This window comes from Nonomuraea sp. KM88, assembly GCF_052245635.1.
Lineage (GTDB): Bacteria > Actinomycetota > Actinomycetes > Streptosporangiales > Streptosporangiaceae > Nonomuraea.
In genome coordinates, this window is the sequence record NZ_JBQQCC010000026.1 from 1 (window position 1) to 15,324 (window position 15,324).

Annotated in this window: 10 protein-coding genes and 1 pseudogene; 6 read left to right on the plus strand and 5 right to left on the minus strand. The window is 71.2% G+C overall.

The window, feature by feature from the left end; genetic code table 11:
• Both ACTWPV_RS44425 and ACTWPV_RS44430 read left to right on the plus strand, forming a co-directional pair.
• Positions 1–195, plus strand: a pseudogene (locus ACTWPV_RS44425) (hypothetical protein); the annotation flags it as partial.
• Between the two features lie 58 nt (positions 196–253).
• Entirely contained in the window at positions 254–1,006 is a 753-nt protein-coding gene (locus ACTWPV_RS44430) for a hypothetical protein (RefSeq protein WP_443156408.1), read from the plus strand.
• 12 nt (positions 1,007–1,018) lie between these two features.
• Here ACTWPV_RS44430 and ACTWPV_RS44435 read toward each other — a convergent pair whose 3' ends face one another.
• The gene (locus tag ACTWPV_RS44435) at positions 1,019–3,172 is read right to left on the minus strand and encodes an alpha-glucuronidase (protein ID WP_443156409.1); all 2,154 of its coding nucleotides are present in this window, start codon (positions 3,170–3,172) and stop codon (positions 1,019–1,021) included.
• Positions 3,173–3,397: 225 nt separating this feature from the next.
• Here ACTWPV_RS44435 and ACTWPV_RS44440 point away from each other — a divergent pair, with 225 nt between their 5' ends.
• The 4 genes from ACTWPV_RS44440 (at position 3,398) to ACTWPV_RS44455 (ending at position 9,564) form a co-directional block, all read left to right on the plus strand.
• Entirely contained in the window at positions 3,398–6,175 is a 2,778-nt protein-coding gene (locus tag ACTWPV_RS44440; protein ID WP_443156410.1) for a TIM barrel protein, read from the plus strand.
• Between the two features lie 128 nt (positions 6,176–6,303).
• Positions 6,304–7,149 (plus strand): shikimate dehydrogenase, encoded by an 846-nt coding sequence (locus tag ACTWPV_RS44445; protein ID WP_443156411.1) that lies wholly within the window; start codon positions 6,304–6,306, stop codon positions 7,147–7,149.
• Between the two features lie 12 nt (positions 7,150–7,161).
• Positions 7,162–8,904, plus strand: coding sequence for a bifunctional sugar phosphate isomerase/epimerase/4-hydroxyphenylpyruvate dioxygenase family protein (locus ACTWPV_RS44450; protein ID WP_443156412.1), 1,743 nt, complete (start codon positions 7,162–7,164; stop codon positions 8,902–8,904).
• Between the two features lie 9 nt (positions 8,905–8,913).
• Positions 8,914–9,564 (plus strand): TetR/AcrR family transcriptional regulator, encoded by a 651-nt coding sequence (locus tag ACTWPV_RS44455; RefSeq protein WP_347650138.1) that lies wholly within the window; start codon positions 8,914–8,916, stop codon positions 9,562–9,564.
• Positions 9,565–9,654: 90 nt separating this feature from the next.
• Here ACTWPV_RS44455 and ACTWPV_RS44460 read toward each other — a convergent pair whose 3' ends face one another.
• The 4 genes from ACTWPV_RS44460 to ACTWPV_RS44475 form a co-directional block, all read right to left on the minus strand.
• A complete protein-coding gene (locus ACTWPV_RS44460) occupies positions 9,655–11,721 on the minus strand; it encodes an outer membrane protein assembly factor BamB family protein (RefSeq protein ID WP_347650137.1) in 2,067 nt (688 codons plus the stop codon).
• Positions 11,722–11,953: 232 nt separating this feature from the next.
• Positions 11,954–12,655 (minus strand): ABC transporter ATP-binding protein, encoded by a 702-nt coding sequence (locus ACTWPV_RS44465; RefSeq protein ID WP_347650136.1) that lies wholly within the window; start codon positions 12,653–12,655, stop codon positions 11,954–11,956.
• Positions 12,652–14,457, minus strand: coding sequence for a branched-chain amino acid ABC transporter ATP-binding protein/permease (locus tag ACTWPV_RS44470; RefSeq protein WP_443156413.1), 1,806 nt, complete (start codon positions 14,455–14,457; stop codon positions 12,652–12,654). The genes ACTWPV_RS44465 and ACTWPV_RS44470 overlap by 4 nt, the downstream gene beginning before the upstream one ends.
• Positions 14,454–15,323 carry a branched-chain amino acid ABC transporter permease gene (locus ACTWPV_RS44475; RefSeq protein ID WP_347650134.1) on the minus strand — a complete coding sequence of 290 codons (870 nt, stop codon included), beginning with the start codon at positions 15,321–15,323 and terminating at the stop codon, positions 14,454–14,456. Before ACTWPV_RS44475 ends, ACTWPV_RS44470 begins: the two co-directional genes overlap by 4 nt.
• Position 15,324 lies beyond the last annotated feature (1 nt).

Below are 15,324 nucleotides of genomic sequence, written 5' to 3' on the forward strand. Positions count from 1 at the left end.
GGGCTGGGCATCCTGCTCGGCGGCCTCCTCGTCGAAGCGGCCGGACCGGAGCACGGCCTGGCGATCGCCGGCGCCGCCGGGCTGGTCGCGGGAGTGCCGGTGCTGCTGGCCTGGAACAGAGCCACCAAGGCGTCCCCCGGTCCGCGTGATCACGATGCTCGCGCCGCTCCGGGGCCGAGGCAGCAGCCTCGTTGAGGCATCGCCGGTCAACGCATCGCGAAAGCTCTGGAATCGTGATGTATACGATGCTGCTGTGGAATCCACGCGGAACGATCGTGACTCGGCCCCGTCTGCCTCATTCTCCATCGCAGGTGAGAGGGCTGTTCCCGGCAGGGAGCAAGCGCAGTTCGGCACGGGGCCGCTCTCGCGTGTCGCCGCGCTGGTCTACACCCTGCTGGTCGTCGAGCTGCTGTTCCTGGTCACCGCCGCGCCAGGGCTGGCGGCGCTCGTCCTGCTCGACCGCGACGCGAGCAACATCCCGCTGGCCGCGCTGTGCGCGCTGCCCGCCGGGCCGGCGCTGTCGGCCGCCCTCTACGCGCTGCGCCACCGCAGGTCCGACCTGACGGACCTGCGTCCCGCGGCGGCGTTCTGGCGCGGTTACCGGGGCAACGTCGCCGGGGTCATGAAGATCTGGGCGCCGTGGCTGGCGGGGCTGGCCGTCGTAGGGACGAACCTGGCGAACTTCGCCGCCGCGGGCGTCCCCGGCTGGTGGGCGGTGCTGCTCGTCGCCGTCGCCGTGGCGGCGGCGCTCTGGGCCGCCGCCGCGCTGGTCATCACCTCGCTGTTCGCGTTCCGGGCGGCCGACGTCGCCCGGCTGGCGTCGTACGCGCTCGTGCGGTTCCCCGGCGTCACCGTGAGCAACCTCTGCCTCCTCGTGGTGGCGGTCGGGCTCACGCTGGTCGCCACCGAGGCGGCGGTGACCCTCCTGGCCGTCGTCTTCGCGGCGGCGCTGCTGCGCAACAGCCGCCCGATGATCGACGAGATCAGGGAGAGGTTCACCGCCTGAGGCGCCGGCGCGTCACGGGATGCGCCGGCCCCGGGCGTCGGGCACCCCCGACTTGCGGAAGAAGTAGGCGTTGACCTGGTCGCGCCACTCCTCCGCGCAGCGCAGCTGCTCGTCGAGCAGCTCCGTCACCCGCGCGTGCAGCGCCGCGTCCCCCGGCTCCGCCCGCTCCCACAGCCGCCGGCTCCCGGCCACCTCCTCGACCCCGGCGAAATGGGTGTCGTAGATGTGCTGGATGACCGTGGTGCCGTCGTGCAGCACGTGCCCGTACGGGACGTGGTGGAAGAACAGCAGCAGCTCGTCGGGGCAGGTGCCGGGCGACTCGTAGACGTCGGACCACGGCTGCGGATACTGGCCGGTGAACCCGGTGCCGGACGCGCGGGTGCGGTCGACCCCGACGCCGTCGCGGTCGGCGAAGTGGTACGTGCCCCACGGCGTGTACTCGTAGCCGTCCACGTCAGGGCCGTAGTGGTGCCCGGGACGGACCATGAACCCGACGCCCAGCGGCGCCGTGTAACGCTCGTAGGTGCGCCACGAGCCGTCCATCATCGCGTGCAGCGTGCGCCGCAGCGGACCGGGGTCGCCGCCCTGCGCCGGCGCGAACGTGAGGTCGATCCACTCGTCGAGGAGGGCGTCGGGCTCCAGCCGCGGGTCCCAGGCCAGGCGGCCGAAGGCGTACAGGTTGGCCTGCGCGAGCGGATGGCCCGTCCAGTAGAAGTCGTCGCCGACGTTGGAGACCGCGACCAGGCCGCCGCCGTCGCCCGACGCCCCGACCGCCACGTCCGCCACGCTGCGCCCGGCCCTGTCCCCGGCGGCGTCCCCGTCTCCGTCCCCGTCCTCGCCTGGGCCCCACGGCCTGAACCCGAGCACCTCCTTCCACATCGGCGCCAGGTAGCACACGTGCCGCTGCTGGCCGGTGTACTCCTGCGTCACCTGCAGCTCCACCGCCAGCCGGGTGGACGGCATGGCCGCGATCACCGGCGACACCGGCTCGCGCGTCTGGAAGTCCATCGGGCCGTGCTTCACCTGCAGGATCGCGTTGTCCCTGAACCGCCCGTCGAGCGGCGCGAAATGATCGTGGGCGGCGCGGGCGCGATCGGTCGACCGGTCACGCCAGTCCTGCCGGTGGTTGTAGACGAAGGCCCGCCAGTGCGCGACCCCGCCGAACGGGGCCAGGGCGTCGGCGAGCACGTTCGCGCCGTCGGCGTGGCTGCGCCCGTACGCGAACGGCCCCGGCTGGCCTTCGGAGTCGGCCTTGACCACGTACCCGCCGAAGTCGGGGATGGCGGCGTACACGTGCTCGGTGGTGCGCGCCCACCACTCCCGCACCCGCTCGTCGAGCGGGTCGGCGGTGGGCAGCCCGCCGAGCCTCATCGGCGAGGCGAAGGTGACCGACAGGTGCACCCGGATCCCGTACGGGCGCACCTCGTCGGCGATGGCGGCCACGTCGCCGAGCCGGTCGGTCAGGAGGTGGGCCTCCGTGGCGTGCACGTTGACGTTGTTCACCGTGATGGCGTTCACGCCGGTCGCGGCCAGCAGCCGCGCGTAGGCCCGTACTCTGGCCAGGTCGCCGCGGGGGCCGCCGTCCCGCCAGAAGATCGACCCGCCGGAATAGCCGCGCTCGACCTGGCCCATCACCGGATGCACGTCGACGTTGTCCCAGTGGTCGAGCATGCGCCGGCGCGCCGCGGGCCGGTGCGGCTCTGCGGGGCGCTCGCCCGCGAACGCGTCCTCGCCCAGCCTGACCACGTGGAACAGCCCGTAGAGCAGGCCGGCCGGATCGCCGGCCAGCACCACGGTGACGCCGTCGCGGCGGGCGAGCAGGTAGCCCTCCTCGCCGATGGCGGACCCGCCCTGCCCAGCCAGGACTTCCCGCGCGGCTGCCAGCGCGCGGGCCACTGAGGGGCCCACTGAGGGGGCCGCGGAGGGGCCCGCGGAGGTGGCGGCCGGGGGAGCCGCGCTTGAGAGCGCGAGCACGAGGTCGGGGGAGCCCGTCGCGTCCTGCTCCAGGGAGCCGCCGTGCCGGGCGCAGGCGTGCCCGACCTCCGCGCGTACGGTGCCGGTGAGGAGCCCGTCGCCGAGCACGAGGACGCGGCGCGCGCCGACCGCGCGGAACGCGCCGGGGGGAAGCCACGCGGGATGGACGTCCGCCAGTTCGGGAATGCTCACGTGTTCCTCTGTCCGCTCAACGATGGGCTGATCCGTGCGCGAATCTACCGAAAACAGATCACCCGGCGCCGCCGGGACGTCGCCCTCGACACGCGGGAGGCCGGGTGAGGTCCCCGCCTGACCGGCGGATCCCGCGGCGCCGCCTCTTCCTTCGATGAGCGTCAAGGCATATAAGTAAGTATCTAGTTCGTTCGTTGATCGATGCGCCAGGAAGGTGAGAAGCCCATGCTCGCCACCGGCCAAGGCATGCCACGCCCTCTCGGCCGCCGCTCCGCGAGCCCTTCACTGGCGCTCGCGACGGTCTGTCTCTCCGGCACCATCGAGGACAAGCTCGCGGCCGCCTCCGCGGCGGGCTTCAGCGGGATCGAGATCTGTGAGGGCGACCTCATCGTGTCGAACTGGTCGCCGGGCCGGATCCGGCAGGAGTGCGCCGACCTCGGCCTGACGATCCATCTCTACCAGCCGTTTCATGACTTCGAGGCAGCACCGCCCGCGACTTTCGAGGCGAATCTGCGGCGGGCGGAGCGGAAGTTCGACGTGCTGGAGCAACTCGGCGCCACCACGATGGCGATCTGCTCGACGACGTCCATGACGGCCATCGACGACGACGACCGCGCCGCACAGCAGCTCCACACGCTGGCGGGCAGGGCCGCCCGGCGTGGCCTGCGTATCGCCTACGAGGGCCTGGCGTGGGGCCGGTTCGTGAACACCGTCGACCACGCCTGGCAGATCGTCCGGCGAGCCGACCATCCCGCGCTCGGCTTATGCCTGGACAGTTTCCACGTGTTCGCGCGCGGTGAGGACCCCGCCACGATCCGGGCCGTGCCCGGGTCGAAGGTGTTCCACCTGCAGCTCGCCGACGCACCGCGGCTGAACATGGACGTGCTGGAGTGGAGTGAGCACCACCGTTTGTTCCCCGGGCAGGGCGCTTTCGATCTGGCCGGCTTCGTCGGCCATGTCCTGGCCACCGGATACGACGGCCCGCTCTCGGTCGAGGTGTCCAACGACGTCTGCCGGCAGGCGGATCCCCGGCACGTCGCCGTCGACGCGATGCGCTCGCTGCTCTCGCTGGAGGAGGCGGTAGGAACGGCCTGCCCGGTGGCGGTTCGTGAGCGCGTTCGGCTGGCCGATCTGCCGCCGGCTCCGCACCTCGGCGGTCACGTGTTCACCGAACTCGCCGTGGATGAGGTCTCCGGCCCTGTCCTGGCGCGGGCGCTCACCGCGCTCGGATTCACCCATACCGGCCAGCATCGTTCCAAGCCGGTCCAGCTGTGGTCGCAGGGCACGATCCGGCTTCTGCTGAACTTCGCCCCGCAGCGGACGGTGCCGCCGGGCACTGCGGCCATCTGCGCGCTGGCCGTGGAGAGCGCCGACCCGGCCGGTTCGGTCCGGCGCGCTGAGCGGCTGCTTGCGCCCGTGCTGCCCCGCGTCCGCCGGAGGGAGGAGGCCGATCTCGACTCCGTGGCGGCCCCCGGCGGAACGGCCGTCTTCTTCTGCCGCACCGGCGGCGACGACAACTGGCTCGACGATTTCGCCCCCACCGGCCGCGTGGACCGCGGCGACGGTCTGTTGACCGGGACGGACCATGTCTCGCTCACCGAGTCGGTCGATGACTTCGACCAGACCGCGCTCTTCTATAGCGCTGTGCTCGGCCTCCAGGCGACGCAGACCACCACGCTGCCCGCGCCGTTCGGGCTGATGCACAGCCGGGCCGCGACCGACCCGGAGCAGCGCGTCCGGATCGGTCTCAACACCGCGCCGCTACGGCGGGGCGACTGGTCGCCGGCGGTGCCGAACCCGCAGCACATCGCCTTCGGCACCGACGACGCGATCGCCGGCGCGCAGGCGTTGCGGGCACTCGGCGCGCCGCTGCTGAGGATCCCCGACAACTACTACGACGACCTCGACGCCCGCCTGGCGCTGCCACCACGACTTCTTGCGGCGATGAGGCGGCATTCCCTGCTCTACGACCGCGATCAGCACGGCGAATACCTGCACTTCTACACCGAGATGCTCGGCGCGCGGATCTTCTTCGAAGTGGTGCAGCGCGTCGGTGGGTATTCCGGCTACGGCGCTCCGAACAACGCGGCGGTGCGCATGGCCGCCCACCGCAGGCGGCGGCTGACCAGTCTGAGGGAGCCGTCCGCCCCCGCCGGCGGTGACCACGCGCACGACTATTCGCTGGCGCATCTGACGGCGCTGAGCCTGTCTCCGCCCGACCTGGTGAGCGCCGCCGCTGACGCAGGCTATCGGTACGTGGGCCTGCGCATGACCAGAGTCACTCCGCACGAGCCGCACCATCCCCTCGCCACCGACCCGGCCTTGATGAGGGCGACCAAGGTCCGTCTCGCGGCCACGGGGGTCGAGGTGCTCGACATCGAGCTCGCCCGGATCCCGCCCGAGGCCGACCCCGCGGACTTGCTGCGCTTCCTGGAAGCCGGCGCCGAGCTCGGTGCCCGCCACGTCATCTGCCAGCTCCCGGACCCGGACTTCGCCCGCAAAGCCGACCGGTTCGCACGACTGTGCGAACTGGCCAGGCCGCTCGGCCTCACCATCGATCTCGAATTCCCGTCGTGGACCCAGACCGGCGACCTCACGCAGGCCGTACGCGTCCTGCGTGAGACCCGCCGGCCCAACGCGGGCATCCTGATCGACCTGATTCACTTCGCACGCTCCGGCTCCAGCGTGGCCGAGCTGCGTGATCTGCCATCCGAGTGGTTCCGTTTCGCCCACGTCTGCGATGCCCCGGCCGAGGCGCCGGACACCCTGGAGGAGGTCGTCCATGCCGCGCGCTTCGAGCGCCTGTTCCCCGGCGAGGGCGGCCTCGACGTGCACGGCATTCTCGGCGCCCTGCCGCCCAGGATCCCGTACGCCCTGGAGATCCCCCGGGCCACCCTCGTGGCCCAGGTGGGCGCCAAGGAGCATGCCCGCCTGGCGATCGCCGCGGCGCGCCGTCACCTCGACGTGGCCGCCCGGCGGACGGGCCCCACAGAGGCGGCATAGACGATCAGCAGGTATGGCAACGTAACTCACTAGTACGTACATTAGTGCTGCCGGGTTTGAGTCCTGGCTGTCTACGGGCCCGCGCCGGCGCTCACGCGTCTGTCGCACCTGCTGGAAAGGGAGACGTGATGGATTCGTTCCTGGTGGGGTTGATCGGCTCGGGCATCGGCCCCTCCTTGAGCCCGCCGCTGCACGAGCAGGAGGCCGTGCACCACGGTTTGCACTACGTCTACCGGCTGCTCGACATCGATCGCGTGGGTGGTGAGCTGGGCGAGCTGGTCCGCACGGCGCGGCGGTTCGGCTACGACGGGCTCAACGTCACCCACCCCTGCAAGCAGGCCGTCATCCCGTTCCTGGATGAGCTGTCGCCGGACGCCCGCATGCTCGGCGCGGTCAACACCGTGGTGTTCGACGGCGATCGGGCCATCGGCCACAACACCGACTGGACGGGCTTCGCCGAGTCGTTCGCCCGCGGCCTGCCCGACGCGCCGACCAGCCGGATCGTGCAGCTCGGTGCCGGGGGAGCGGGGGCCGCGGTGGCGCACGCCATGCTCACCATGGGAGCCGACCGGATCACCGTCGTCGACGCGGACGTGGCGCGGGCTCGCGCCCTCGCTGGTGAGCTGGCCGCCCGGTATGGCGCCGGGCGCGCCCGCTTCGCGGCCCAGGCCGAGCTGCCGGAGCAGCTGGAGCGGGCGGAGGGACTGGTGCACGCGACCCCGACCGGCATGGCCCGCCATCCGGGCCTGCCGCTGCCTGCCGAGTTGCTCCACCCCCGGCTGTGGGTGGCCGACATCGTTTACCGGCCGCTGGAGACCGAGTTGCTCAAGCAGGCCAGGGCGCTCGGCTGCCGCACGCTGGACGGCGGCGGCATGGTCGTCTTCCAGGCCGTGCACGCGTTCAGGCTGTTCACCGGCAGGGAGCCGGACGCCGAGCGGATGCTCGCCCACCTGACCGACCTGATCGCCGTCTGAAGAGGAGAAAGCGTGCGCAAGTCCATCGCCACCGTGTCCGTGAGCGGCACGCTGGCCGAGAAGCTGGAGGCCATCGCAGCCGCCGGGTTCGACGGGGTGGAGATCTTCGAGAATGATCTGCTGGCCAGTCCCCTGCCGCCGGAGGAGGTGCGGGCCAGGGCCGCCGACCTCGGCCTCGGCATCGACCTCTACCAGCCCTTCCGCGACTTCGAGGCGGTGGACGCCGGCACGCTGGCGCGCAACCTGCGCCGGGCCGAGCACAAGTTCCGGGTGATGGAGCGGCTCGGCGCGGACCTGCTGCTGGTCTGCTCGAACGTCTCGCCCGACGCGATCGCCGGGGACGAACAGGCGGCCGAGCAGCTCCGGCTGCTGGCCGAGCGGGCCGCCGACCACGGCATCCGCATCGCCTACGAGGCGCTGGCCTGGGGCCGGCATGTCAGCGAGTACCTGCACGCCTGGCGCGTCGCGCGGTTGGCCGACCATCCCGGCCTTGGCGTGTGCCTGGACAGCTTCCACATCCTCTCGCGCGGCTCCGACCCCATCGGCATCGAGGCCATCCCCGGCGACAAGATCTTCTTCCTGCAGCTCGCCGATGCACCCCCGCCCGCCATGGACGTGCTGCAATGGAGCCGCCACTACCGCTGCTTCCCCGGGCAGGGCACCTTCGACCTGACTGGGCTGGTGGCCAGCGTGCTGCGCGCGGGCTACACCGGGCCGCTGTCGCTGGAGGTGTTCAACGACGTCTTCCGCCAGGCGTCGGCGGAGCGCACCGCGCTGGACGGCATGCGCTCGCTGATCGCCCTGGAGCAGAGCCTGCGCGGCGAGACGCATCCGGCCGCCCCCACGGGGTTCGCCTTCGCCGAGCTGTCCGGCACAGGGCCGGTGGGCAGGCTGCTGGGCGTGCTCGGCTTCGCGCGCACGGGCACGCACCCCACCAAGCCGGTCGAGCTGTGGGAGCAGGGTGGCGCGCGGCTGCTGCTCAGCGCCGCCACCACCGCCGCCGCCGCCACCGGCCCCGCGCTCATCGCCATCGGCCTCGACAGCCCCGATCCGGCCGGCGCGGCCGAGCACGCCGAGTCGCTGCTCTCGCCGGTCCTGCCCCGCGAGCGCGCCCCCGAGGAGGCCAAGCTGGAAGCGGTGGCCGCGCCGGACGGCACCGAGATCTTCTTCTGCGACCAGGCCTGGCTCGCCGACTTCGCCCCGGCCGGGCCGATGCCGGGCCCGGTCACCGGCATCGACCACGTCGCGCTCGCCCAGCCGTGGCACCACTTCGACGAGGCCCAGTCGTTCTACCGCAGCGTGCTGGGGCTGCGCCCGCAGGAGAGCCTGGAGGTGCCCGACCCGTACGGGATGCTGCGCAGCAAGGCCATGTCGGGGCCCGGCGGCGCCGTGCGCATGGTGATGAACATCGCCCAGGTGGGCGCCGACCACCTCCCGCGGCAACACATCGCGCTGGCCTGCGACGACGTCGTGGCCGTCGCCCGGAGGCTGAGGAGCGAGCATCCCGGCCTGCTCCTGCCCATTCCGGGCAACTACTACGACGACCTGGAGGCGCGCCACGAGGCCGATCCCGAGCTGCGCCGCCTCGGCGTGCTGTACGACCGGGACGAGCACGGCGGCGAGTTCCTGCACCTGTACACCGTCACGGTGGGGCGGGTCTTCTTCGAACTCGTGCAGCGCGCCGGCGGCTACCAGGGCTACGGCGCCGCCAACGCCCCCATCCGGCTCGCCATGCAACATGCGGCAGGTCACTAGGATGGGCTGGTGACCTCTCAGCCCGCCGCCCCCGAACGCCAGCGGGACCCTGACCGCACCAAGGCGGAGATCCTCGTGGTCGCGCAGCAGGAGTTCGCCCGCCACGGCTACGCGGGGGCGCGGGTCGATGAGATCGCCGCCCGCATGCGGACCACCAAGCGCATGATCTATTACTACTTCGGCAGCAAGGAACGGCTCTACATCGCCGTCCTGGAGAAGGCCTACGCCGAGGTGCGCGAGATGGAGCGGGCCATCGAGGTGGAGCACCTGGCTCCGCTGGAGGCCATCCGCACGCTGGCCGAGCTGACCTTCGACCACCACGACCTGCACCGCGAATTCATCAAGCTGGTGACGATCGAGAACATCCACCAGGCCGAGCACATCCGCAAGTCACCGGCGCTGGCCGGCCTGGGCACGCCCGTGCTCGACCTCATCGAGACGATTCTCGACGCGGGCACGGTGAGCGGCGACTTCGTCACCGACGCCGACGCCATCGACGTGCACATGCTGATCAGCTCGTTCTGCTTCTTCCGGGTGGCCAACCAGCACACCTTCGGCGCGCTGTTCGGGCGCGACATGACCGCGCCCGAACACCGTGGCCGGCTGCGGCGGATGGTGGGGGACGCGGTCGTGGCCTATCTGCGCGGCGCGGGCGCCTGATCCCGGCCGGCGGGCCCTGGCTCGTGATCGCCGGCCGTGACCCGCCGGTGCCCGCACGTTTCCCGCTCCTGAGCCCCGACGTCGCGCCGATCAGCCCGTGACCTCGACCTTCCCGGTCGGGCGCGGGCTGTGGCAGTCGTTGAAGAAATACTCCCCCGGTTTCGTGAAGGTGTATTGGAACGACTCGCCCGGCCTGAGCCGTACATCGAACAGTCCCTCGAAGAACTGGGTGGCCCCGTGCACGTGCACGTTGTCCGGCGGGTTGACGAACGTCACCGTGGTCCCCGCCGGCACCCGCAGGTGGGTGGGCGCCATGGCGTTCACGGCCGTGGACTCGACCGCGCCCACCTGCCCGCCGGCGTAGACGCGGGCGAGCACGACCGTGTCGTTCACGACGGACCCGTCCACCGGCCCGCCTGAGACCGGCCGGCGCACCACGGGCGGGGGCGGCGCGGTGGCAGGGGACACCCGTCCGCCGAGCTTGAAAGCCCACAGGTGGTCGCCGCGCGGAGCGGAGTTGCCGTAGGGGATGCCCGTGCCGCCGGCGTAGACGGCGACGTACTGCTCGCCGTCCACCTCGTACGCGATGGGGCTGCTGCTGATGGCCGCGCCGGTCTGCCAGCGCCACAGCTCGCGGCCGTCGCGGGCGTCCAGGCAGAGCAGGTTGCCGTCGGGCTGGCCGATGAACAGCAGATCGGAGGCGGTGGTGAGGATGCCGTTGCCGTGCGCCAGCGAGTAGGGCAGGTTCTTCTTCCAGCGCACCCGGTTGGTGGAGGGGTCCACCGCCACGACGCCGCCGGTCATGTACTCGCCCGGCGGGCGCAGCCCGTTGGAGGACTCGGTGAGGGAGTGGGCGGCGGCCACGTACCCGAAACCGGTGTAGACGAGCCCGGTGCTGTGGCTGTAGGACTGGTGGCTCCAGTCGGCGCCGCCGCCGTGGCCGGGGATGGTGAGGATCGGCTCGTCCCAGTGCGGCGTGTACAGCGCGCCGATGGTGTAGTTCGGCACCGCTCGGTGCGGGAGACCGGGCAGTTGCGTGCCCAGCGGCTGCCACACCGGCTTCAGCTCCGTCCAGCCGCCCTGGCGTGGGAAGGGCTGCGTCGGCCACGTCTTCTGCCGCGGCTCCTGCGGCACGGGCAGCTCGTCGATGCCGAGAGGGGCGGAGCCGTCGGCCCGGTCGAGAATGTAGTACATGCCGGTCTTGCTGCCGTACACGACGAGCTTGCGCATCCGGCCGCGCACGCGGGCGTCCACCAGCACCGGCGCCATGACGTTGTCCATGTCCCAGATGTCGTGGTGGACGGACTGGAAGTGCCAGCGGTGGGCGCCGGTCTTCAGATCCATGGCCACGATCGAGTTGGCGAACAGGTTCTGCCCGCCGCGCTCGGAGCCGTCCTGCGACGACCTGCTGCCCCTGGCATTGCCGAACGTCCAGTAGACCAGGCCGAGCTCGGCGTCGATCGCGCAGTGCATCCACGGTGTCGCGCCGCCGGCCTGCCAGGAGTCGCCCTCCCAGGTGCCGCCGCCGACCTCGCCTGGAGCCGCGGTGCCCCAGAAGTGCCAGACCAGGTCGCCGGTCCCGGCGTCGAAGGCGAGGGCCGCGCCGCGAGGCCCGTCGTTGGTGCCGCAGTAGAGCATGCCGTCGTGGTAGGTGACGGCCACCTTCTCCAGGTTGCCGTAGCCGTTGTGCTGCCGTTCCCAGAGAACCCGGCCGGTGCGCTGGTCGAGGGCGATCAGCCAGTTGCCGTTGGCGCAGGTGTACACCTTGCCGGCGCCGACCGCGACGCCGCGGCGGGTGACCGCGCCGCGCGTCTGCTCGTACTTCCATATCGTCGCCCCGGTACGGCCGTCCACCGCGACGACGTTGCCCAGCGCCGATTCGATGTAGAGAACGCCGTCCACGGCCACCGTGGAGCTCTGGCTGTTGCCGGATGCCAGGCCGCCCTCGATGTTGTTCACCCACGCGGCGCGCAGCCGTCTGATGGTGCCACGGTGAAGGTCGCGCAGCCGGCTGTGGTTCTGATTGGCCAGGTTTCCGCCGATCTTCGGGAAATCCCGATCGGAGCGCTTGGTGGCTGCCGATGCCGGGGCCTGCCCGGCTCCCGCAAGGGCGACGGCGGCAACGGCGCCCGCGAGTAACTCTCTGCGACGAACCATGAGCATCCCCTAACGTTCCATTCTGTGGACTTTTGTATCCGTCTGATGGACGCACCATAGATCGCGTCACATTGCTCGTCAACGGACCATTTGAACCGTCTAGCGGACCTCGATTCTCGCGTGTCATGACGGTCTCAGCCCTGCCGGGCATCAGACGAGTCACGGACTCACCCCCGGGCGACCGCCAGGAGAAGAACTCCCCGTGCCGCGGGCGGCGAGCCGGAGCGGGCCGTCACAGGCCGAGATAGATGCGCCGGACCTGGGGGTCGTTTCTCAGCTCGGCGGAGGTGCCCGTTGCGGCGATCACGCCGTTCTCCATGACCAGGCAGGTGGTGGTGACATCGAAGGTGAGCTTGGCGTTCTGCTCGACGAGCAGGATGGCCAGGCCGTCGGCGTTGAGCCGCTTGAGCACGCCGGCGATCTCGGCGACGAGAATCGGCGACAACCCCATCGAGGGCTCGTCCAGGAGCATCACCTGGGGCCGGCACATCAGCGCCCGGCCCACCGCCAGCATCTGCTGCTGCCCGCCGGACAGCGCGCCCGCCAGCCGGTGGCGCATCTCGCCCAGCACCGGGAACAGCTCGTACACCTCGTCGACAGGGGTGCGTTTCCAGCTCTTGGTGTACGCGCCGAGCAGGAGGTTCTTCTCCACCGTGAGGCCTGGGAAGACGTGCCTGCCCTCGGGGACGTATCCGATGCCGTGCCTGACCAGCGTGTGCGCGGGCGCGCGCAGCAGGTCGTGGTCGCCGAAGCGGATGGCCCTGGCCTGACGCGGCGCCAGCCCCATGACGGCCTTGAGCGTGGAGGACTTGCCCGCGCCGTTGGCGCCGATGATGCCCAGCGACTGGCCGGCTTCAAGGGTGAAGGAGACCTCGTGGGTGGCGCGGACACCGCCGTAGTGCACTGACAGTTCCTCGACGGTGAGCGTGGTCATCGGGTCGCCTCCTCCACCGCGGCCTCCGCGGTCTCCTCGGTCGGTGCAGCCATCGAGTCACCGAGGTAGGCGGCCACCACGTCCGGGTGCACGGCCACCTCGGCGGGCGGCCCATCGGCGATGACCTTGCCGCTGGACAGCACCGTGACCTGGTCGCACAGGGACATGACCAGCCCCATGTGGTGCTCGATGATGATCACGGTGACGCCCGAGTCCCTGATGGAGCGCACGATCTCGGCGAGCTGCCGCACCTCCTCGCCGTTCAGCCCGGCGGCGGGCTCGTCGAGCAGGAGCAGGGTGGGGGACATGGCCATGGCGCGGGCCAGTTCGATGCGGCGCTGGATCCCGTACGGCAGTGAGCGCGGCTCGGCGTCGGCGACCTCGGTGAGCCCGAAGCGTTCGATGAGCTCCTCCGCCCTGCGGCGCAGCGTCCGTTCCTGGCCCAGCACCTTCCACGGCAGGATCGGGTAGCGCCAGATCCAGAAGGCGCGGGTGCGGTCAAGGGCGAGCAGCAGGTTCTCGCGCACGCTGAGATCCTCGAACAGGCGCAGGTTCTGGAACGTGCGCGCCACGCCGCGCTGCGAGAGCCGGTAAGGCGCCAGCCCCGTCACCCCGCGGCCGCGCAACTCGACCGACCCCTGCGTGGCCGTGTAGAAGCCACTGATCACATTGAACAGCGTCGTCTTGCCCGAGCCGTTCGGGCCGACGATTCCGCGGATCTGACCGGTGGGGACGGTGAGGGACACCGCATCGAGGGCGACCAGTCCCTTGAACCGCATCGTCACCTTCCGGACCTCCAGCGCGGCCTGCCCGTCGACGACGGACGCGGCGTCGTAGGGCAGGAACGGGCCCAGCTGAGCCCGCGAGGCGCCGGTGCGCCGGCGCACCAGGTGCCTGATCTGGCCGGGCAGGCCCGCCAGGCCCTTGGGAGCGAAGACCACCACGAGCACGACCACCAGGCCGTAGCCGAGCTGGGCGTAGCCGGAGGCGTCCAACAGGGCCTCTCTGATCAGGGAAAGCCCGATCGCGCCGACGACGCAGCCCAGGATGCTGCTCCGGCCGCCGATGATGACCATGGCGAGCAGCAGGAACATGTTGGCGATGTTGAAGGACTCGGGGGCGACGAAGCGGATGAGCCCGGCGTACAGGATGCCGGCCAGGCCTCCGTACAGGCCGGACAGCACGAACGCGGTCATGCGCAGCAGCGGGATCTCCGCGCCCAGCGAGCCTGCGGCCAGGTCGTCGTCGCGCATCGCGCGCAGCCGGCGGCCCAGCGGCGAGCGGGTGACCAGCAGCGCGAAGGCCAGCGCGACCGTGAAGACGATCACCTCGACGTAGTAGAACAGGTAGCCGCTGGACAGGTCGATGCCGAACATGGGCGGCACCGGGATGTCGCTGATGCCCTCGGCGCGGCCCGCGATCGTGGAGTTGGTGACCCAGTTGGTGAAGGCCAGCGCGAGGCCGAGGGTGACGATGCCGAGGTAGTGCGACTGCATGCGCAGCGCCGGGATGCCGGTCAGCACGCCGAACACCACCGCGGTCAGCAGCGCCAGCACGGCCGCCGTCCAGAAGCCGAGCCCGGCCTCGGTGGTCAGGATGGCCACCGTGTAGGCGCCGACGCCGAAGAAGGCGACCTGGGCCAGATTGATCTGCCCGGCCACACCCATCGTCAGGCCGAGCCCGATGGCCAGGATCGCGAAGATGATCGCGACGTCGGCGACGTGGATGGCGTAGCCGCCCAGGCCGTAGGGCAGCAGCCAGGCCGCGACCGCGGCGATGGCGATGAGCACCAGACGTTTCATGCGCGGTTCACCGTTGCCTCTCCGAAGATGCCGGTGGGGCGGATCATCACGATCACCGCGAACACCAGGAAGGTCACGAGTTCGGAGTACTCCTGGAAGTTGCCGGCGGCGAAGGCGTCGAGCAGGCCGAAGGCCAGGCCGCCGACGATCGCGCCCGGCATGCTGCCGAACCCGCCGAGCATGGCCGCGGCGAAGCCCTTGATGCCGAGCGTGCCGCCCATGGTCGGGTTGACGTACAGCAGGGGCCCGATGAGGCTGCCGGCCAGCGCGGCCAGGCCGGCGCCGATCCCGAAGGCCAGGGCGTTGCTGCGGCCGACGTGGATGCCGCACGCGGTGGCGGCCTGGTGGTCCATGGCGGCTGCCTGCATGGCCGCGCCGCGCTTGGTGCGCTGCAGGAACAGCGCCAGCAGCCCGGTCGCGGCGGCGGCGACGGCGATGACGAGCAGGCTGTAGGCGGGGATGCGGATGCCGCCCAGGTCGATCGGCCCCGTCGCGACCGGCGACGGCACGGCGTGCCCGGTCGCGCCCCAGACGAGCACCGCGCCCGCCTCCAGGACGGCGCCGAAGCCGATCGTGCCGATCAGCATCAGCGTGAAGTCCTTGTTCTCCAGCGGCCGCAGGAAGCGCTCGATCACCAAGCCGATCAGGCCGGTGACCGCGATCGCCACCACGACGGCCACGGCGAACGGCAGCTTGCTGGCCATGTAGAAGGTGGAGGCGGCGTACGCGCCGATCATCACGACGCTGCCGTGGGCGAAGTTGACCAGGCCCATGGTGCGGTAGACGATCGAGAAGCCCATCGCCACCAGCGCGTACACCGCCCCGAAGGTGATCCCGCCGATCAGGGTCTGAAGGAAGACCTGCACG

Excerpts from the sequence above, each read along its gene's own strand:
- ACTWPV_RS44440 (WP_443156410.1), top strand. The coding sequence starts at position 3,398 with ATGCTCGCCACCGGCCAAGGCATGCCACGCCCTCTCGGCCGCCGCTCC.
- ACTWPV_RS44445 (WP_443156411.1), top strand. The coding sequence starts at position 6,304 with ATGGATTCGTTCCTGGTGGGGTTGATCGGCTCGGGCATCGGCCCCTCC.
- ACTWPV_RS44460 (WP_347650137.1), bottom strand. The coding sequence starts at position 11,721 with ATGGTTCGTCGCAGAGAGTTACTCGCGGGCGCCGTTGCCGCCGTCGCC.
- ACTWPV_RS44465 (WP_347650136.1), bottom strand. The coding sequence starts at position 12,655 with ATGACCACGCTCACCGTCGAGGAACTGTCAGTGCACTACGGCGGTGTC.
- ACTWPV_RS44470 (WP_443156413.1), bottom strand. The coding sequence starts at position 14,457 with ATGAAACGTCTGGTGCTCATCGCCATCGCCGCGGTCGCGGCCTGGCTG.